Source organism: Petrachloros mirabilis, from assembly GCF_975968855.1.
This window is the reverse complement of record NZ_CDLUDY010000278.1, coordinates 1-19,392: the sequence shown is the minus strand read 5'-3', so window position 1 is coordinate 19,392 and position 19,392 is coordinate 1. Positions and strand designations below refer to the sequence as shown.

At 53.6% G+C, this 19,392-nt stretch carries 17 protein-coding genes, 1 tRNA gene, 2 pseudogenes and 2 riboswitches; of the genes and pseudogenes, 2 read left to right on the top strand and 18 right to left on the bottom strand.

What is annotated here, in order from left to right; genetic code table 11:
* From ACWVCN_RS12010 to ACWVCN_RS11990, 5 genes are all read right to left on the bottom strand, one after another.
* Positions 1-126: ATP:cob(I)alamin adenosyltransferase (locus ACWVCN_RS12010; RefSeq protein ID WP_455246007.1), on the bottom strand; the 126-nt coding region annotated here is incomplete at its 3' end.
* Between the two features lie 217 nt (positions 127-343).
* Positions 344-2,317 (bottom strand): TonB-dependent receptor, encoded by a 1,974-nt coding sequence (locus ACWVCN_RS12005; RefSeq protein ID WP_455246006.1) that lies wholly within the window; start codon positions 2,315-2,317, stop codon positions 344-346.
* Between the two features lie 28 nt (positions 2,318-2,345).
* Positions 2,346-2,534, bottom strand: a riboswitch (cobalamin riboswitch).
* Between the two features lie 67 nt (positions 2,535-2,601).
* Entirely contained in the window at positions 2,602-3,501 is a 900-nt protein-coding gene (locus ACWVCN_RS12000) for an ABC transporter ATP-binding protein (protein ID WP_455246004.1), read from the bottom strand.
* Positions 3,498-4,595, bottom strand: a complete 1,098-nt coding sequence (locus tag ACWVCN_RS11995; protein ID WP_455246003.1) for a FecCD family ABC transporter permease — start codon at positions 4,593-4,595, stop codon at positions 3,498-3,500. Before ACWVCN_RS11995 ends, ACWVCN_RS12000 begins: the two co-directional genes overlap by 4 nt.
* Entirely contained in the window at positions 4,592-5,569 is a 978-nt protein-coding gene (locus ACWVCN_RS11990) for an ABC transporter substrate-binding protein (protein WP_455246002.1), read from the bottom strand. The genes ACWVCN_RS11995 and ACWVCN_RS11990 overlap by 4 nt, the downstream gene beginning before the upstream one ends.
* 117 nt (positions 5,570-5,686) lie before the next feature.
* Positions 5,687-5,858: riboswitch (cobalamin riboswitch) on the bottom strand.
* 230 nt (positions 5,859-6,088) lie between these two features.
* On the opposite strand from ACWVCN_RS11990, the gene ACWVCN_RS11985 reads away from it, so the two are divergent.
* Positions 6,089-7,471, top strand: a complete 1,383-nt coding sequence (locus ACWVCN_RS11985) for a hypothetical protein (protein ID WP_455246000.1) — start codon at positions 6,089-6,091, stop codon at positions 7,469-7,471.
* Positions 7,472-7,631: 160 nt separating this feature from the next.
* Positions 7,632-7,856 (top strand): 50S ribosomal protein L28, encoded by a 225-nt coding sequence (rpmB, locus tag ACWVCN_RS11980; protein WP_455245999.1) that lies wholly within the window; start codon positions 7,632-7,634, stop codon positions 7,854-7,856.
* Positions 7,857-8,196: 340 nt separating this feature from the next.
* Here rpmB and ACWVCN_RS11975 read toward each other — a convergent pair.
* The 13 genes and pseudogenes from ACWVCN_RS11975 to ACWVCN_RS11915 form a co-directional block, all read right to left on the bottom strand.
* A tRNA-Gly gene (locus ACWVCN_RS11975) sits at positions 8,197-8,271 on the bottom strand.
* A 56-nt stretch (positions 8,272-8,327) separates the two neighbouring features.
* Complete coding sequence (tyrS, locus tag ACWVCN_RS11970) at positions 8,328-9,539, bottom strand: tyrosine--tRNA ligase (RefSeq protein WP_455245998.1); 1,212 nt, start codon at positions 9,537-9,539, stop codon at positions 8,328-8,330.
* Positions 9,536-10,012 carry a ComEA family DNA-binding protein gene (locus ACWVCN_RS11965; RefSeq protein ID WP_455245997.1) on the bottom strand — a complete coding sequence of 159 codons (477 nt, stop codon included), beginning with the start codon at positions 10,010-10,012 and terminating at the stop codon, positions 9,536-9,538. The genes tyrS and ACWVCN_RS11965 overlap by 4 nt, the downstream gene beginning before the upstream one ends.
* Positions 10,012-11,169 (bottom strand): dihydrolipoyl dehydrogenase family protein, encoded by a 1,158-nt coding sequence (locus tag ACWVCN_RS11960; RefSeq protein WP_455245996.1) that lies wholly within the window; start codon positions 11,167-11,169, stop codon positions 10,012-10,014. The genes ACWVCN_RS11965 and ACWVCN_RS11960 overlap by 1 nt, the downstream gene beginning before the upstream one ends.
* Before the next feature lie 73 nt (positions 11,170-11,242).
* Positions 11,243-11,440, bottom strand: a pseudogene (locus tag ACWVCN_RS11955) (FAD-dependent oxidoreductase); the annotation flags it as partial.
* A gap of 8 nt (positions 11,441-11,448) precedes the next feature.
* Entirely contained in the window at positions 11,449-11,835 is a 387-nt protein-coding gene (gene gcvH, locus ACWVCN_RS11950; RefSeq protein WP_455245994.1) for a glycine cleavage system protein GcvH, read from the bottom strand.
* 45 nt (positions 11,836-11,880) lie between these two features.
* Positions 11,881-12,300, bottom strand: a complete 420-nt coding sequence (gene ndk, locus ACWVCN_RS11945; RefSeq protein ID WP_455245993.1) for a nucleoside-diphosphate kinase — start codon at positions 12,298-12,300, stop codon at positions 11,881-11,883.
* Positions 12,301-12,387: 87 nt separating this feature from the next.
* Positions 12,388-13,428, bottom strand: a complete 1,041-nt coding sequence (gene mtnA, locus ACWVCN_RS11940) for an S-methyl-5-thioribose-1-phosphate isomerase (RefSeq protein ID WP_455245991.1) — start codon at positions 13,426-13,428, stop codon at positions 12,388-12,390.
* Between the two features lie 122 nt (positions 13,429-13,550).
* Positions 13,551-13,760 carry a hypothetical protein gene (locus ACWVCN_RS11935; RefSeq protein WP_455245990.1) on the bottom strand — a complete coding sequence of 70 codons (210 nt, stop codon included), beginning with the start codon at positions 13,758-13,760 and terminating at the stop codon, positions 13,551-13,553.
* Positions 13,761-13,996: 236 nt separating this feature from the next.
* Positions 13,997-16,528: a DNA internalization-related competence protein ComEC/Rec2 gene (locus ACWVCN_RS11930; RefSeq protein WP_455245988.1), complete on the bottom strand. Its 2,532-nt coding sequence runs from the start codon at positions 16,526-16,528 to the stop codon at positions 13,997-13,999.
* A gap of 33 nt (positions 16,529-16,561) precedes the next feature.
* Positions 16,562-17,911, bottom strand: a complete 1,350-nt coding sequence (gene glmM / locus ACWVCN_RS11925) for a phosphoglucosamine mutase (protein ID WP_455245986.1) — start codon at positions 17,909-17,911, stop codon at positions 16,562-16,564.
* On the bottom strand, positions 17,904-18,767 hold the full coding sequence (folP, locus tag ACWVCN_RS11920; protein ID WP_455245985.1) for a dihydropteroate synthase: 864 nt from the start codon (positions 18,765-18,767) through the stop codon (positions 17,904-17,906). Before folP ends, glmM begins: the two co-directional genes overlap by 8 nt.
* 209 nt (positions 18,768-18,976) lie before the next feature.
* Positions 18,977-19,392 (bottom strand): annotated as a pseudogene (locus ACWVCN_RS11915) (cell division protein FtsH); the annotation flags it as partial.

Sequence of the window (19,392 nt, the reverse complement as noted above, 5' to 3'; positions counted from 1 at the left end):
ACTGTTGAGTTCATCGACCGTCCCGTATGCCTCAACGCGGAGATTATCCTTCCACACCTGCTGCCCACCGGCCAACCTGGTTTTCCCCTTGTCGCCGGTTCTCGTGTAGACTTTCGTGATACGCATTGTTAATCCAACCCTTTCAAATCCACTAGAACCCTTGAAATCGGTAACTGAGCCCACCGAATATCGCGATCCCCGGGGCAGGAACAACAAATGGCTCAACGTTGCCGCTACCTGTGAGATTATTGGCTGCAATGATCCCCTGTGTACTATATCGTTGATCTAAAATGTTATTCAGCATAAGAAATCCGCTGATCTTTCCTCCAGGCACCGAACGTTCTTAGGCAACTCTGCCGTTGAGGACAAAATAGCCCGGCAATCTTGGTTGAACATTCTGTTCATCGTTGAGCATGAATTGGGTGCTCACATAGAGGCCTGCTAGGGAAAGGGTCCAGCCCCGCACCGGATGAACGTTTCCGACAACACCGAGTCGATGCTTTGGAACCAGCGGGAAGCTGCTCCCCTTTTTTACCTGTTGGATATAGGGCGTTCCCCCGAATTCGTCGAAGAAAAAAGGGTTCAACGTTAAATCGCTCTGAATCGTCGCATCAGTGTACGTATAGTTCACGGTGAAATCAAAAACCTCGCTGAGCTTGGACTTCCATGTTGCCTCGACGCCCTGGCGTCGAGATCGGTCAATATTGGTGTTGCTGGCAAACGTGGTCGCACCGCACGTAAAGGGATCCCCGCACACGATCAAAATTTCATCGGTCACATCCGTTCGGTAGAGGCTGAGACTAACTTCTCCCAGACGGCCGATCGCAGACTTCACGCCGACTTCGTAATGTCTCCCGTGCACTGGTTTTAAATTGGGATTGGATCCAAACGACCCTAAGGCGAACAATTCGTTGGACGTCGGAACTCGGAAACTCTCGCCATAGCTGAAGTACACACTCGTTTCCGAGGTCGCAAGATAGGTAACACCGACGCGGGGGGTCGCCCGATTAAATCGTTTGTCACCGCTATTGGCCACGCTGTTCAGATCTGTAAACCTGATCTGACTGTGATCATACCGAAGCCCGGCAGTAATGACGATCCGGGAAGCAATATTCAACGTATCTTGCACATACACACCTGCGATGTCTTCATCCGTCGTCCCTTGACCGGCCGAGAAAAACGTTTCGCTCTGAGAGCGTCGGCTGGTCCCGATATCATTCCGCGTGAACTCTCCACCCACAACGAGCGTGTTTCGACTCATGTCCCACACACTCTCGTGAGTCACTTGCCCCGTGGCCCCTTTCGATTCAGTCAAGACAAGATTGGTGGCGTTGGGCAAGAGATTGCGAGAGCAGAACGCCAAGGCAGCCGCACAGAACGGCTGACTTCGCGTGAACTGGTCCTGATCAAGCCTTCTGTAGAAACCGTTCACATTAAGCGATAGACCAAATGGCAACGTCTGTCTCCCGGTCAATCTCACCACATTCGTCTCATTGGCAAAAAAATCACCAGGAGTGAAGTTCCGTTTTGGATCGATAGCCTCAACGCTGATCGGAAGCGAACCGGCTTGTTGAATCCGGTCGTTGACATAGGTGAATGACAGGGTCACGTCGGTCGCCTTCGAGGGCCGGTAGCCCAATTTCCCGAAGAAACGAGAGATTCGCGCGGCTGACTCATCACGATAGCCGCTTTCCGTCTCACGCCCGAAGTTAGTGTAATAATCGAAGTCTCCGAGCGGTCCACTCGCGTTGATGGTATATCGTTCTCGATGAAAGCTTCCGAAGACCGTTTCTCCTGTTGCCTGATGCTTGTCGCCTCCGCGTTTGGTCACAATATTGACGACACCGCCCATGGCATTCTTTCCGTAAATGGCCGAAGCACCGGGGATGATTTCTATCCGTTCGATCGTATCAAACGGAATCAAGTCGAAGCTGACGGCGTTGAAATCCGGTTCGTTCATCCGCATCCCATCGAGAAATACGCTGGTGGCAGGAACAGGCTGACCGTTGAATCCTCGCAAATCAATGGTCTGCTGAAACGCATTGCCAACCTGATCGTACATGACAATTCCCGTGGCCCACTGAACGGCTTCTTGAACGGTCTTGGCACCGGACTTTTTGATATCCTCAGCCGTCACCACCGTGACTTTGGCAGGAAGGGTCCTGGCATCGACGGGAGTATCAGGAAGACGCGTACTGGACACGACAACTTCGCGCGTCTCGATCACATCCTCGACGTCTTCAGACTGACCATTGGCGGAAACAGGCACAAGGCTGGCAAGCACACACAGGGCAAGACGGACAACAGTACTATTCACAGAGACCTCCCTTTGGCTCGAAGGGTTCAGCCGAACTGCCCGCTCGGTGGGTATCCTGACTCACGGATCGTCGCGAAACCTGCGCCTTCCCATATGCCAATACACACAGTGGCAATTGTGCAGGTTCACTCCCCGATTACAGTGGCGGCACCGTGATGGATTTGCACCATCTTCCCCGTCACGAACGGTATGTTGACTCGAACACGCTCTCCCAGGTTACACAGTACCCCCTAATTGGAAGTATGGGTGGCTCGGGTACAAAAGCCGCCCCGGAATAATACGACTCACGTTACCGCGGATACGAGACCAGCTTGAAGATGATCCTGCCTCGGCAAAGAAACTCGCGGCAATCCGGTATCAGGATGTGTGTCGACCAGTACGCGGCAGCCATACACATCCGTCAGTATCGACGAGCTAACAACCTCTCGGGGGGCACCGAGGCATACGAGCCTCCCCTGCTTCAGCACCAGAATGCGATTACAATATTGGCTAGCCAGATTGATGTCGTGAGAGACCAACACCACCGTCATACGCAACCGCTCATGGGCCCGAGTGAGGATGCGGCACAGGTCAAGCTGATGGTTCAGATCGAGATGGGCGGTCGGCTCATCAAGCAACAAGACGCGAGGCTGCTGCGCCAGGGCACGGGCCAACAGTACTCGCTGCCGTTCGCCAGCCGAGAGCGTACCAACCATTCGATCTGCCATATGCGTCAGGTCCGTCATGGCCATTGCTTCTTCTGCAACGGCCAAATCTTCTCGCCGCTCCCACCCAACCATACTCCAGACTCCTCCCCGCCGATGCGGATAACGCCCCATTAAGACCATGTCGACAACAGAGAATGGGAAATCGAACATGAGGTCTTGTGGCATGTACGCAACTTGACGGGCAAGAGACTCACGAGGTGATGCTGACATCTCGGACCCAAACAACCGGATGCTCCCTTGTTGTGGCTGCATGAGATTCGTAAGGAGTTTCAGCAAAGAGCTTTTGCCTGACCCGTTGGGCCCGATAACACCTAAAATCTCACCCGCACGGACCGTAAACTCAATGCCGTCGATGACCCACCTCGGGCGGTCGCCCATAGAATAGCCCCGAGACGACTCGTAGCGGAACGACAGCGCACGCACGTCAAACGCGTGACACTCTGGAGACGTTGGACTGAAAGAGACGGTATGGCTCATGTGCTGAACCGGTATCTACGAGTAATCAACAGATAAAGAAAGAACGGTCCGCCGATAAGCGCCGTCACGACACCCACGGGAATTTCTGCCGGAGCGACGACAGTACGCGCAACCGTATCAGCCAGGATTAAGAGCATCCCTCCTACCAATGCAGAAACAGGGAGCAGTATCCGATGATCCGCCCCGCATACGATCCGTACAAGATGCGGTACCACCATGCCGACAAAACCGATCATGCCGCAAAGCGATACAACGACCCCGGTCAAAAGCGCAGAAACTACGAATACCATCCGTTGAACATGTTCCGATTCGACTCCCAGGGAACGGGATGCATCCTCCCCTGTGACCAAAAGATTCAACGCTTGACCATAGCGAAGCAAGCACAACAGTCCGACGACGACACAGACGGCGATTCCGATCAAGGCCATTCGACTCGGTGCGTTGAGCGTACCCATAAGCCAGAGAACCACACGATAGAGCGCCGAAGGGTTGATGATCGACGTCGCAAACATCATCAGCGCGGAACAAACGGCATTAATAATCACACCTGCGAGCAACAAGGTATACACCGATAACTGTCCCTGGGAGACTGCAATCGCATATACGAGAACGATGGTAATCCCCCCGCCAATGAAAGCACAGAGAGGGAGGCCGATTCCTCCCATCACGGTCCCAAGCCCAAGTGCAAGTCCGATCGTTGCGCCTAAGGCAGCACCACTGGAAATGCCCAACACATAGGGATCGGCCAACGGATTTCTGACCAGCGCTTGAAGCGCGGCCCCTGTGATCGCCAAGGAGGCCCCCACCAGGAGGCCCATCATAATCCTCGGAAACCTGACCTCCCAAAGGATGATGCGAGCGACGTCCGCTTCCTTTGATACGTCCCATGAAAAAGCAGACCATACTTGTGCCCAAGTCAGTGCATGAGATCCGAATCGAAGCGCCACCAACGCCACAATGCACGTCAGTGCAACTGCCGTGGCGATCACGGCATACCACCGACGAATTCGCAACGTTTGCCACGATGACAGGGCTTTGCCGATCCGCATTGTGTCAGGCTGCACCGTGGCCTGCGGAAGAGAAGAAGGAATCATGGTTGCTGCTCCAAGATTCCTCCAAAGTACGCTTCGGGATGTATCGCCTTCGCAAGCATCTCAAGCCCCTCAACAAGACGCGGACCAGGGCGATCAATCAAGACGCTGGGAACAGAAATTAATCGATCATGCTTCACCGCGGAGATCTGAGGCCATCGTCGCCACTGTTGTTGCTCATCTACTGGAATGCCTTCTTCGTCACCGACCGGAAAGACGATGCACTCAGGGTCCTGTGCAATCACATCCTCCAGCGACAAACGTGGGTATGCGCCCGAGGCCTCGGCGGCGATATTTTCGCCACCGGCGAGTTCGATCAGCTGATGAATAAAGCTCCCTGGCCCGACCGATTGGAGCGGTTCGGTGTTCAGCACATAGAGAATGCGCGGCCTTGGACGTGCCTGCAGACGCTCTTTCACAGCAGCCATCCGCTGTCGCATTGACGCCACCAGCACATCACCGGCCTGGCTACGGTCCAGCATCCGTGCCACCGTCTGAATCTGTAACAGCACATCCTCGATTGACGCCGCCTGAAGTGCGAACGCCGGAACTTTGAGCCGATCCAACTGCTGCATCAGACCCGGCTGGATAAAATCTTGCGGGAGCAAGACGAGGTCCGGCTTCAATGCGAGAATCTGTTCGATGCTCGGAGTTGTGCCCTTCAGCTGAGGCTTCAGCTTTGCTTCCGGAGGGAAGTCGCACGATTGCGTAACGGCCACGACACGATCCGCCACGCCAATCGCAAAGAGAATTTCCGTAATATTCGGCGCCATCGATACCACGCGGCTCGGAGCCTTAGCAAAAAATAGCTTCCTACCCTGAGCATCAACAAAGGTGCGCGGGGTAACATTGGCCATGAACGGCATGCCGGTGAGAATTCCCTGTTGTCTGCGTTTCATATCCGGTATCGCGTCATTTGCTTTCACAACGGTTGCGGAGGCCGACCACAGAAGACCTGTGGCAAGCAGTAGTCCCACCCATTGACGCTCCCTGTTCACAACTTCGCTCAAATAAAAAATCCCCAAGGCCTCTCGCAGACCCTGAGGATTGCTCCCGCATCTTCATCCTCGCCTGTTCCCCAGCCCTCGAAGGAACCATGGCCAATTCTCTGGGCAGGTCTTCTGACTCATGGTTCAACCTACTCCCCGTGCCTTCCCATCCATCCGACAAACAGGACAGTGGCATCTACGGGTTTCGTCCCCATTTACAGCGGCGGGACCGCGAGGGATTTGCACCCTCTTCCCTTACCCAGAAATCACAATGTGAGCGGCACTCTAGGAGAGAGTGACAAAACTTGTCAAGTTCATTAATGTCCGATTCGTAGCCCGCAACCAAAGCCAGTATCATCCCCCACCAATAACTTCCTGAATCACATGGGATTTTCTTTGGCCTTTTCGGCATAGGGCTTGCTGAGTCTTAGAAACAGATGCCCGTTGACGAGCAGGTTGCATTTTGTGCTGCGGGGAAGTTCTCCGTGTAGTTCTGCATTTATACCGATGAAACACCTTCTGATTGCTGCTGCCATACTGTTCATCCTTTTCCAATTGGGAGGACTCCTTTGGCTGTCGAATAACCATGGCAACACGGAGACCTTCGCACGACTCTTGGATCCTCCCCCGCGCTCCATTCAGAACCCCTATCAAAACGGCTACTTTTATTTGTTCGGTCTGACCACTGCCCCGTTACTCGACCCCGCCAAGACAGGTTATGAGATCTGGGTAGAAGAGTCAGGGGATTTCGACCGGGAGTCGCATGAAGGGAGCAAATCAAGCCGCGCCAAGCTCGATCTTGGCGATTCGTTGGAATCGGCAGCAGAAATCTGGAATCTCCCTGACCCTCTGCTTGCATTTAAGAAAGGAGCCATCAATTCCAGGCCTTCCACCGGCCCACAGCGAATCTTATTATCACGGTACGAGCGGTGGCTCGGACTCCCGTTCGAGGATTGGGGATTTGGCCGGCGCGTACCAGCTCTCAATCGAGAAATCGTCGCTGTACATCGGCTTTACGTCGCAGCTGGCTTTGCGCTCGGATCAGCCGAAGGATTCGAGAGACTTCGGAAGGATCTGCTCTTCTGGCGTTTTATACTTCGCGAGTCGAAAACTATCGGCACGAAGGTCTTGGCCCAGGTTATTATAACTGATGACCTTCAACTACTCTCGAAGGTTCTGGCCAGGCCATTGGTGGATAATAAGATTCTCTCAACGGGCATGCAGGTGACTCTTCCCCTTTCAGAATCTGATCACTCGCTTCGCTGGCCCATAAAACACCAATTAGCCCTTGCCGTAAGAGAATCTCGTGCGAGCGTGATGCCCATGGACGAGTCAGCCGGGGCACGCACCTCTGAAGAGGAATGGCTGATCAGTGCAGCGAACCTTCCCTCCCATGCCTTCGAGGCCATCAAACATCCTTACACCCGTTCCTTCCTGAGTGTGCTGTTCAACTCATCGGAAGCCTGGGATACATATGCCGCCTATTACGAAGCGCTTATCAACGCGTCTGAAAGTCGGGCGCTTCGTCTTCCGCGAATGCGTGAAATCACAGGTGACCTCAATCGAGGGTTGATGGAACAACTATTCAACCCTGTCCCGGTGGAACCTGATTGGAACCTGTTTCATCGCCAATTGACTGAGACTGACACAAGGCTTCGTCTAGCCTCACTGCAAATTCAGTTACGCCGCCCAAATCCTCTAAGAGCCATCCCCACGAGGCTCGCCCAGGTAGGATCTGACTATTACGATCCTTTCACCGGTTTGCCGATGTTATGGAGCCCGACACAACAGAAGGTGTACAGCACAGGACCTGACCGGTTGGACGACGGTGGCGATCCGACATTTGACATTAGCGTCCCAGCCATCGTCTCAAAACCTGGGACTCACTAGTAAAGGACCCGTCGGGGCCGATCCGTCTTCCCGCATCAGGCAAAAGTGACTACTCCCATCTAATATGTCCACAGTCTTGTGGCTCAAAGACTAACGCCAGCCATCAACCAAGGTCTTGTTACACACGCCGAGCTTATGGTAATTTGACCAGTCAACTTAAGTGGTAGAAACCTTCTACGCAGGGGAGTTTGCTGTGGCATTCTCATGTGACATCTGCTCAAAAAAACACCAATCCGGTCATAACGTCAGTCACGCCAACAACAAGACGAAACGTACGTTTAATCCCAACCTGCAGCGCGTCCGCGCAGTGGTTAATGGATCTACCCAACGTATCAGGGTCTGCACGCGCTGTCTGCGAAGCGGCAAGGTTCAGAAAGCCGTCTAAGAGCATTCCCTGCCCGCTTCCACAGCTAAATGGCATTCCGCAGTATTCCGCTGCGCGTGCATCCCTTTCACAGTATTTTGTATGGGTTAGAAAACCTCTGCGCTGAAGAATTTTATCCCGTCATCAACATCAATCGTAAAGGCTCAAGGCCCAGCAAGGTTAGTTGGAGTGGGCAACGGGATTTGAACCACATTATTCCGTCACCGATTCGACTCTGGGTACTGTCTCATCGATTCCCACTGAGTGGGTACCCCCCCTCGTATGCTGCCCGCGAAATGGGCACACCCTTTCGACCCCTCTGTCGAGGGTTGCAAATCATTTGAAGTGCATGTGGGGTATTTGGAGCGGGCGATGGGATTTGAACCCACGACAACTAGCTTGGGAAGCTAGGACTCTACCACTGAGCTACGCCCGCTCGCTGATCGGCATCGTACGCGGAGGCTCTACCTCAAGTCAAGAAACCTCTGGCCATTACCGTTGCAATTCAACGAGCGCAAATTTTCTCCGGCCGACTTTCAATCGATAGGATTCACCGGGAGCCAGACTTAGGATGGCGTTTGCATCGGTCTGTTTTTGGTCGTTGACCTCAAGACCCCCTTGGATGATGAGACGGCGGGCCTCGCTCTTGCTGGGAACCAAACCTGTTTTGGCCACAAGGTCGGCCAAACCGATAGTTGTGCCGTCCTTTAAGTCGGCTGCCGTCAGCATCAAGCGGACATCCGGCTCACTCGGAAATTCTTGTTTCTGAAACTTCTGCTGAAACGCCAAACGAGCCTGCCTGGCTGCCTCTTCACCGTGGTACCGGGTGACAAGCAGTTCTGCGAGCGACTGTTTGGCCTCCATCGGGTGAGCAGATTTCACCTTTTCTAAATCCTCGGTCGTCAGCAATTCGTAATACCGGAGCATCAGGACGTCGCTGATTGACATGACCTTCCCGAACATATCTTCGGGTTTGTCCTCGAGGGCGATGTAGTTCCCCAGGCTCTTGCTCATCTTCTTGACGCCGTCGGTTCCTTCCAGCAGCGGCATGGTAATGACCACCTGAGGCTCCTGTCCGTAATCACGCTGCAGTTCCCGGCCGACGAGGAGATTAAACTTCTGATCGGTTCCGCCCAGTTCGACATCTGCCTTCAACGCCACGGAATCGTACCCCTGCACTAGCGGATAAAGAAATTCGTGAACGCTGATCGGTTTCTGTTCTTGATAGCGCTTATAAAAATCCTCCCGTTCCATCATGCGCGCGACGCGATAGTGTGCTGCCAGCTGGATCAATCCGTCTGCAGACATCGGTCCCATCCAGCGGCTATTGAATTCGATGATGGTCTTTTCCGGATTGAGGATTTTGAAGATTTGTCGCTGGTATGTCTTGGCATTCTCCTGCACCTGTTCTTTCGTCAGCGCCTTTCTGGTTTCTGACACGCCGGTGGGATCGCCGATCATCCCGGTGAAATCTCCGATGAGGAAAATGACTTGGTGCCCCAAATCCTGAAAATGCTTCAATTTGTGTATCAGGACCGTATGCCCGAGATGCAGGTCAGGTGCCGTGGGATCAAATCCGGCCTTCACCCGCAAAGGTTTTCGCTCCTTCAAGGCACGAGTCAATTTGGCCTCAAGCTCGGTCTGTTGTATGACCTCAACGGCCCCGCGCAGAATCAATTCCATCTGTCGAGATAACTCGCTCATGCCTTCTTTCTCTTCCCTGGACCTGAACTACTGGGTGTCGATACGCTAATTAACGTCCGAATACGGTCGAATTTCTTCTTGCCGATTCCTTTTACATGACGGAGCTGACCCACATTACGAAACGCTCCCCGCGATTGCCGATATTCCACGATCCGCCCCGCGAGAACCGGACCGATACCTGGGAGCGACTCAATCTCTTGTTCCGTGGCAACGTTAAGATTCAGCTTCTCAGAGACCGGTCGCGTTGAGGGCCGCGGGGAGACAGGCAGCCTACCGGACGCCTGCTCAACCCCATCGACTGTTAGCTCAGACGAGCCCGTCACCCTCTGGAAATTCTCTTCCACTGATTGAACCAATGCTCTCCCCTGGAGACCAGCTCCTTGACGCGACTGCGGGACAGACCAGCCGATCCAGAAGACCACAACCATGGTCACAATCATCATGGATAGTTTGATTAAGAAGGAACTCAGCATCAACTTGCCTTCTTTCGTATCTGATGAATCGCTTTGCTTTCTGCATCTTCAGCTGCTTCCATCAATCCCTCATCCATGGTCGGATGAGCATGGATCATTTCAGCAACCTGAGAGATCGTTGCCCCTACCTGCATGGTTAAGGCGGCTTCATGAATGAGGTCCGCAGCATGGGCTCCGAGCATGTGGGCACCAAGCACCCTCCCCGTTGCCGTCTCGGCAATGACCTTACAAAACCCTGCTGTTTCGCTTGTCGCCTGTGCCTTTCCTAGCCCGGCAAAACGGAACCGACCGACTTTTACGCCTAAAATTGGGTCCTCTCCTCTCGCTTCGACCCGTTCCCGCGCCTGCGATTCCGTCAGACCGACACGACCGATTTCAGGTAACGTGAAGATTCCGGCCGGAATCACGTCATAGTTGATCGTCATAGAGTGTCCCATGATATCTTCAACAGCAATCTTGCCCTGACTCGACGCCACATGCGCAAGCATCGCCCTTCCCGTGACATTGCCGATGGCATAGATTCCTGGAGTCGTGGTCTCCATCCGTTCATTGACGACAATCTCTCCGCGCCGGCCTGTTCGTACCCCGACTTTTTCAAGCCCGATCCCTCGGCTATTGAAGCCCCGCCCCACCGACAGCAGCAATTTCTCCGCTTCGATAGTCGTACCGTCCTTACAAGATGCGGTGATGCTCGCGGGGTGGCGCCGGAGGCTTTCGACGGTCGTTCCGGTGACCACGTGTACGTTTCGCTTCTTCAATTCACGAGTAATCGTGGCAGAAATTTCCTCATCTTCGAGAGGCAACAGGCGATCCATCAGCTCCACCAGGGCGACTTCAGATCCAAGTCCGCTATACAAGCAGGCGAATTCACAGCCCTCAACACCTCCGCCAACAATCAGAAGCCGCCGAGGAACCTCCGTAAGATCCAACAGCTGTTGGCTGGTGAGAATCTGCATCCCGTCGATTGGAAACTGAGGGAGGTTCGGCCAGGACGAACCGGTCGCCACCACAATAGCATCGGCGGTGACGACCTGCTCCGCTCCATCTTTTGATCTGACACGTAGCGTCTTGGTGTCCTGGATTACACCGGTTCCCGCAATGTGCGTGACGTCCCATGCTTTGAACAGTGTAGCGATTCCTTTTACGAGGCTTGCCACGACTTGATTTTTTTCGTGCCACCATCTGCGGAAGATTGTAGGACACAGGGCCAGCGATCTGAAGGCCCATTGAGGAGCCGGACTTTTTGACTTTATCACCCAACTCAATTACTGAAAGCAGTGCCTTGCTGGGGATACAGCCCCAATTCAAACACACACCTCCGAGGGCCTGCGATTCAATGACATTAACACGCGCACCTAGCTGGGCAGCCCTGATCGCCGCGACATACCCACCAGGTCCGGCGCCCAGAATGGCGATGCGCTTAGACATGAAGAGAATTAGTGCTTTTGTGTGGCGAGGAACGCCTCGTACTGTTCCGCCGTCATCAACTGGTCGACTTCACCGGCGCTGGAAAGCTCGATGACGACCATCCACCCCTTGCCATAGGGATCGCTGTTCACAACCTCCGGATGATCCTTCAGGTCGGGGTTGACTTTGGTGATGGTGCCGCTCAGGGGGGTGTAGATCGTCGATGTCGTCTTAGTAGATTCAACTTCGCCAATCTGCTGTCCGGACTTCACGACCGATCCGACTTTGGGCAGGTCAATAAACACGATGTCGCCAAGAGCATCTTGGGCGAAGTGGCTGATGCCGACAGTCGCCTGGTTGCCGCTGACTCTGGCCCATTCATGTTCCTGATGATATCGAAGTTCTGCTGGAACCATGACCTTCCTTTCCTGCTCTTGGCAACACAACGTCACTTAGCGCAATTAAACAACAATCTCCATACCGCAGAAAAAGTAGCCGATCTCGAACTGCGCGGTTTCAGGCGAATCGGATCCATGCACGGCATTGAATTCAATGTTCGTTCCGTGAGCCTTACGGATTGTCCCAGGATCGGCCTTCGCGGGATCGGTTGCCCCCATGAGTTCACGATTTTTCTTGATGGCGTTCTCTCCCTGCAGAACGAGCACAACAGAAGGCCCTGAACACATAAACGTGCACAAGCTGTCGAAAAACGGCCTCGCCTTATGTACGGCGTAGAACCCCTCTGCAACCGGCTTGGACATTTGCATCAGCTTCATGGCCACCGGTGTTAATCCGGCCTTCTCATATCGACTGATGATGTCGCCGATCACATTCTTCTTCACCGCATCAGGTTTGATAATCGCTAACGTTCGCTCACTCATTGCTTGAACTTTTCCTCCAATCTAATAAATGGAACGCCACAAAAATGTTGCCGCATTATAGGGATCGAACCGGTGAGTTTCAAGGCGTCAGGATGGCAAGGATGCAAACTGCATCGCCAGTTCCTGAGGCTTGAAGACCCCGCGCTCAGTAATAATTCCGGCTACTAACTCGGCCGGCGTTACATCAAAGGCAGGATTGTAGACGGCTACCCCCTCGGGAGCCACTCGATGATTTCCATGAATGGTCGTCACTTCTTCCGGGTTCCGTTGTTCGATCGGGATATCGCCACCGGTCTTCGTGTTCAGATCGATCGTCGAATAGGGCGCAGCCACATAGAATGGTATGCGGTGCGCCCTCGCTAAGACGGCGACGGAATAGGTTCCGATCTTGTTGGCCACATCACCGTTGGCGGCAATCCGATCTGCTCCGACAATACAGAGATGGATCTTTCCCTGCTTCATTAAGGCGCCAGCCATGTTATCCGCAATCAACGAGACAGGAATCTTGTCCTCCATCAGTTCCCATGCTGTCAACCGCGCGCCCTGTAAGACAGGCCTGGTTTCGTCGGCAATGACTTCTATCCGCTTGCCCTCCTCCCAAGCCGCTCGAATCACGCCAAGCGCGGTTCCATACCCGGCTGTGGCGAGCGCCCCAGCATTGCAGTGGGTCAAGATCGTTTGACCGGTGTTAATGAGTGCCGCCCCGTGCTTTCCCATGGCTCGGCAGAGAGCAATATCCTCTTCGAGAATCGCTTTCGACTCTTCGAACAATTGTCGTTTGATGACTGCGAGCGGATGCGTCCGCAGCTCCTCGAGCTTCCGTTTCATCCGCTCGATCGCCCAAAAGAGATTGACCGCGGTCGGCCTCGTGGCAGCCAATTCGTCAAAGATATCGCGTAGAGAGGCGGCGAAAGAATCGTAGTCTTCTGCCTCGACGTTCTGTGCACCGAGTGCGACCCCCATTGCCGCCGTGACGCCGATAGCGGGTGCTCCACGTACTTTTAACTCCCGGATGGCCATCGCCACTGTTTTAACATCGCGGCAGTCAAGGAATTGAACACACCCTGGCAAACAACTCTGATCGAGCAAACGAACAGCGCCGTCTTTCCATTCAACGGTGGGAACCATGATAGAACCTTGTAGCTTGAACACAACAGGAGTGCAAGGGGTGAGGCTGCCAGGGAATCCTGCAAGTTTAGGAAAGGCGCAACGGATGAGGCGCGTACGGGAAGAAGAAGTGAACCGTTATGCTAGCGGCTATTGGCTCGTTTTCCGACAGAAATCAAGGTGACTGGGGTGACGGGATCGTGCTCGGCTTTGGCTTGTTCCATCTTGGCCAATTCACGTTCCAACATCGCTCGAATAAATCCACTGGTGGTGTATCCCTGTTGCTTGAGTCCGTCTAATTGAGCCTTCAACTCTACCGGCAACTGAATCACAATACGCACGAGCTTAGACATAACGACGCTCCTTCAAAAAGACAGACCCAACGCATCCGTTGGGTCACTGCACACCTTATGCCTTAGGAGCGACGGGAGAAGATCAAATAGAATTGACGACTTACGAACCACCACAAGGGATGTCTAGGGTAAGCACTTTGCCTATTTTCGTCAGCATTTGCCCTCAATTGTACGACCGTACGGCCTCGACAATCCAGATAGCTCGCCTCCTATATACGAATACACCGGACGGGCTGTTATCGGGCTATCAGTTTAAAGAGATTCTCCCTCTCGCAGTTCCAGGAACAAGATCTCAAAGCAATCGGCTGAATACCTTCATCCTTCATACGATGGATGTTCAAAGACATGCCTGAGACACTCCCGGTCACCCAAATCGCACCATCTTTATCTGTTCTATAAGTCCTCGCCCCCTGGCCGGCATAGGCTTCGAGCACGGCAGCCGCCGGGTGTCCGTAAGGATTGTGCCGGCCGACTGATATGACGGCGAACCGGGGACGAACAGCCCTCAGCCAATCCAATTCGAGAGAACTACCGGCCCCGTGATGAGGAACTTTCACCACGTCGAAGGGTTCCGGCTGCAGATGCCGTTGCAAACGCCGCAGAGCTTCCTCCTCAACATCCCCCGTAAAAAGGATGTGATGCGCCCCGCATGAGAGTTGCGTTACGACAGAACGGTTGTTGAGATCGTGACCAGCTTGCCGCCTACCGACAACGGATTTCTCAATCTGCACAGCATCGATTGGATTGAGCACAACGAATCGACAAGCATCGGATGAAAGCAATTCACGTCCTTCTCTCACCACATCCTCAGTCAGGCCGCGTAAAGCGAGAGCTTGTCGAAGCCGCTGATGAAACGGCTCTCGCCTTTGGTCACCGTTCCCCATAAAATGCCGCACAGAGAAATGTTCAAGTATCCACGGCAACCCTCCGACATGATCCAATTGCGGATGAGTGGCGATCACATAGTCGATCGTCCTGATCCCCCTGTTCCACAAGAATGGCCCCACCACATTCCTGCCCATGTCAAACCGCTCGAAGCTTGCCCCTCCATCGATGAGCACAACTTGCCTGTCCGGCAGTTCAACCACCGCACTATCCCCCTGCGCCACGTCAAGAAAGGTCACACGAAATTGGTCTCCATAGACGAATGGACGTGGCGACCAAATCCACCACGCAAGCAACACAACCACTCCGACTATCGGCCACCACCTCACCTGACTTTTCAGCGCATCAGACCCAAAAGTTGCCGCACATCCGTAGAAGACAACTATCGCCAAGAGAGAAGGCGCTGCCACATGCCATTCGCCACCGGGTGTAAAGGACATAGCAGTGAGCCCTTGCACAAAATAACCCATAACCCATTGAAGCTTTCCTGAAAAAACCAGACTGTCTCCCCCCGTCATGATCTGCCAAAACGCCGACACAAGACCGAGCGGCACCAATATCGTCCCCATGACCGGAATCGCCACAACATTGGTTAACACTCCGAGCCAGGGCAGTTGATTGAAGTAGAAAGCGACAAGTGGGACCGTAGCCACGGTCACCACCGCACTCATCGCAATCAGATTTTTCGCCCGTTGAAACACACGCCCATACTGTGTTGAGGAGCCTGGCTCTTCATTCTTTTCTGGTGCGTTGGACAATGCAAGCCACCAGACTATGGCGGCAACAGAGATAAATGACAACTGAAACGAAATATCAAATATACCTTGCGGGTCATGGAGGAGAATCGCCATCGCAGCTATTGAGACGGTATGAAAGATGCGCTGTTCATGCCCCAACCACTTTGCAACCAATGCAACCAATACCATTACAAAGGACCGAACGGTTGCCACCTCCGCCCCTGCAAGTAATGTGTAGGCAGCTACAGGGAGTACGGTCATTCCGGCGGCAACACGGCAAGGTGTAATTCTACGGGACAACCCTAACAACCATTCCGTTGGAAGAATAAGGATCAAACGTCTCGCTAAAACGAACACGATCACCGCCACTAAACCAACGTGGCTTCCGGATATGGAAAGGAGATGGACCGTCCCTGTCACCATAAATCGATCGCGGAGATCCTGATCGAGGAAACCCCGTTCTCCGATGATAATCCCAAGAAAAAGGCCTAATGCAGGTTGAGACAAACTTTTGATCGCTGCGGCTCGAATACCTCCCCGCCACCGATCAAATTGGTTCCATACCATCCACCATAGGTCATTTCTTCCAGAATCCAACAACTCGATGGCGTGAGAACCAGTGACTGTTGCGACCGCATCAATTCCCTTCCTTGTAAGATAGGTCGCATAATCGAACCCTCCCGGGTTCTTTGGACCATTTGGAGCATGGAGTACCGCCTTTACACCGATCCGGTCGCCTTGGAAAACCATTCGATCCGGATTACGCCACGTCAGTCGAATCACATCTGGGTCGATCGCGGGTTGAGACTTCTGATCGAGCTTGATGATCAATACCAACCGGTCCGTCCCCTGTTGAACAGGTGCGAGGACCCGCCCTGTCAAAGGCTGCAGGACAGTTCTGTCTTCATCAAGATTAAAGGCGGACTTGGTTGTCCATTCAACCGCGACGAACCAATAGAGAATCCCCACCAAGACAGAGCTGAATAGAGCGATCGCATGAGGAGTAGCCAGCCGCTCACGCTTCTCAACGATCGTTAGCCCCAACGCAATGGAGGAGACAACAAGAACTATTGTGATTGGGATATATGGAATGTACGAGCCGAGGATGATACCAGAGGCAAATGCAAGAGTGATGGACGGCAGCATATGCTCCCGTCGGCGAAAGAACAACCACTACGCCTAGCCGAGATGGAGCTTGACAATCTCCGCCAGACGTTCGGCTTCTTCCCGAATCATCCGATCCCGTTCGCCTTCTACCATGATACGCAGTAGAGGCTCGGTACCAGAGTAGCGGACCAACACGCGCCCGCTCCCGTTGAGTCGACGCTCGCTGTCCGCAATGGCCTGTTGAAGTTCCGGCATTGTTTCCAACGCCGGTTTTCTCACAACCTTTACATTCAACAGTACCTGAGGAACTGCGGTCATCGCTTTGGCCAATTCCGAGAGGGACTTCTCCGATCGCTTCATCAGGGAGAGTATCTGTAAGGCAGATATAAGTCCGTCCCCGGTCGTGTTATGGTCCAAGAATATGAAATGTCCGGACTGTTCTCCGCCGAAGTTGTAGCCGTCTGCCAGCATTCGTTCAAGGAGGTAGCGATCCCCGACCGCCGTCCGTACCAATTGTATGCCGGCATGATTCAAAGCAACCTCCAACCCGAAATTGCTCATCACGGTCCCAACCACCGTTGATTTGACTAATAACCCACGACGGTGTAAATCGAGCCCCAGTGCAGCCATGATGTGATCACCGTCCACAATTGTTCCCTTCTCGCACACGAAGATCGCACGGTCTGCATCTCCGTCGAGCGCAATCCCTAGTTGGGCACCGTGCTCTTTCACAGCCTGTTGCAATAGCTCAGGATGAACGGCTCCACACTCAGCATTGATATTCATCCCATCCGGCTTGTTCCCGATGACCTCGACCTTTGCCCCTAACTCTCGAAGCACCGTCGGTGCCACCTTGTAGGCCGCGCCGTTCGCGCAATCGACGACAAGTTTGAGCCCTTGAAAATCGAGATCCTTCGGCAACGACCGTTTGACGAACTCGATATACCGTCCCTCCACGTCATCGATGCGAAAGGCCTTGCCGATCGCATCGGCTGTCGGGCGCAGATGCGCGATCTCGTTGGATACGATGAGCTGTTCGATTCGAGCTTCGATGTCATCGGGGAGTTTGAAGCCGTCGCCTGAAAAAAATTTAATCCCGTTGTCTTGATAGGGATTATGCGAAGCCGAAATCATGACGCCGGCATCAGCCCGCAAGCTTCTGGCTAAGAATGCGATGGCGGGAGTCGGCATGGGTCCGACCAACAAGACATCAACACCCATCGAGCAGATGCCGGAAACCAGCGCCGCCTCTAACATGTATCCAGACACGCGGGTATCCTTTCCGATCACAATCTGATGCCGCCCGGCCCGCCGCATGAAAATATGCGCTGCGGCCCGGCCTAACTGCATGGCCGTTTCACTGGTCATCGGTTCGAGATTGGCTGTCCCGCGTACACCATCAGTTCCGAACAGTTTACGCATGCTGCTCCCTTGCCATAATGTTCTGTCTTTCTTTTACCGCCGCGGCAAGCTTGATGACGTCCCGCATGGCAGCTACATCATGCACACGGATTATGTTCGCACCATGCTCCACCGCCAGTGCCACCGCCGCTGCTGTCCCCATCAAACGCGCCTCAACAGGCTGCCCGGTGAGTTGACCTATGAACCCTTTTCGCGAAACGCCCACCAACAGAGGAAAGCCCAAGTTCGCAAACACTCCGAGCCGAGCAATGAGATCAAGGTTATGTACAAGGACCTTACCAAATCCGATTCCTGGATCAAGGATGATCTGGCTTTTCTTCACTCCGCATTTTTCGGCATACTCCGCCCGTTCGGCAAGGAATCCTGCAATTTCATTAACGACATCCTGATACGACGGTGCTTGTTGCATGGTCTTGGGCGTGCCCTGCATATGCATGAGAATCAAGCCGGCCCCGGTCTCTATTACGAGAGCCACCATGGTCGAATCACCTCGTAATGCCGTCACGTCATTGACGATCACCGCGCCGGCCGCTAAAGCCTCCCTCGCCACCACGCCTCTCGACGTATCCACCGAGATGGGAACGGATACGGATTTGGCCACTTCCGACACGACCGGAATCAGACGTCGACATTCCTCTTCAGAACCGATTGGAATCGAACCAGGCCTCGTCGATTCGGCACCGATATCGAGAATATCGGCACCTTCCTCAACCAATCGGATGGCATGATCCACTGCGGCGTGAGGATCGAGGTACGCACCGCCATCGTAAAAAGAATCCGGCGTCACGTTCAGAATTCCCATGAGCAACGGACGATCACCGCAATCAATCACCTGTTGCCTGGTTTGAATCTTCATAGGACGGTTACCGATAGGTATTGGGCTGAGCCGCTACGCCTGTTGCAGAGAACATACAGTTTGTATCTCAATACACCTCTTTTGCAGCGGACAAGAACCACGCAAGCCTATGAAAAGAGGCCTCGACACTCGGAACTAAGAGTCTAAGTATAATCCCCATGCAACTCCAATGCCGTGGAATTGCATGGTCGTAGAAATAATGTGGAATACTAGGCAGGAACCGTCTGCGAAGATGACTGTAACAAGATCTGATCGATCTCCGGCGCATCCAACACTTCTTTTTCGAGCAGTGCCTCAGCCAGAGCCTTAAGACTAGTCATGTGCTCTGTCAGGAGGCGTTTGGCTCTCTCGTAGTTTTCTGTCACCAAGCGCTTGATCTCAAGGTCTATATCGTGCGCAACCTGATCACTGAAATCACGCTTGGTTGTGAGCTCACGGCCAAGGAAGATCTCTTCTTCTTTACGACCAAATGTGAGAGGTCCGAGCTTCTCACTCATGCCCCACTCACACACCATTTTCCTGGCAAGATCCGTCGCCCGCTCAATGTCGTTTCCAGCGCCGGTCGTGATGTGATTGAGAATCAATTCTTCCGCGACACGGCCTCCCATCAAGATGGCCAAGTTGT

What these genes read in the sequence shown, in the direction of transcription:
- ACWVCN_RS12000 (WP_455246004.1), bottom strand. Translation starts at nt 3,501, where the DNA reads ATGAGCCATACCGTCTCTTTCAGTCCAACGTCTCCAGAGTGTCACGCG.
- folP (WP_455245985.1), bottom strand. Translation starts at nt 18,767, where the DNA reads ATGAAGATTCAAACCAGGCAACAGGTGATTGATTGCGGTGATCGTCCG.
- ACWVCN_RS11935 (WP_455245990.1), bottom strand. Translation starts at nt 13,760, where the DNA reads ATGTCTAAGCTCGTGCGTATTGTGATTCAGTTGCCGGTAGAGTTGAAG.
- glmM (WP_455245986.1), bottom strand. Translation starts at nt 17,911, where the DNA reads ATGCGTAAACTGTTCGGAACTGATGGTGTACGCGGGACAGCCAATCTC.
- gcvH (WP_455245994.1), bottom strand. Translation starts at nt 11,835, where the DNA reads ATGGTTCCAGCAGAACTTCGATATCATCAGGAACATGAATGGGCCAGA.
- ACWVCN_RS11930 (WP_455245988.1), bottom strand. Translation starts at nt 16,528, where the DNA reads ATGCTGCCGTCCATCACTCTTGCATTTGCCTCTGGTATCATCCTCGGC.
- tyrS (WP_455245998.1), bottom strand. Translation starts at nt 9,539, where the DNA reads ATGAGCGAGTTATCTCGACAGATGGAATTGATTCTGCGCGGGGCCGTT.
- mtnA (WP_455245991.1), bottom strand. Translation starts at nt 13,428, where the DNA reads ATGGTTCCCACCGTTGAATGGAAAGACGGCGCTGTTCGTTTGCTCGAT.
- ndk (WP_455245993.1), bottom strand. Translation starts at nt 12,300, where the DNA reads ATGAGTGAGCGAACGTTAGCGATTATCAAACCTGATGCGGTGAAGAAG.
- ACWVCN_RS11985 (WP_455246000.1), top strand. Translation starts at nt 6,089, where the DNA reads ATGAAACACCTTCTGATTGCTGCTGCCATACTGTTCATCCTTTTCCAA.
- ACWVCN_RS11965 (WP_455245997.1), bottom strand. Translation starts at nt 10,012, where the DNA reads ATGCTGAGTTCCTTCTTAATCAAACTATCCATGATGATTGTGACCATG.
- ACWVCN_RS11995 (WP_455246003.1), bottom strand. Translation starts at nt 4,595, where the DNA reads ATGATTCCTTCTTCTCTTCCGCAGGCCACGGTGCAGCCTGACACAATG.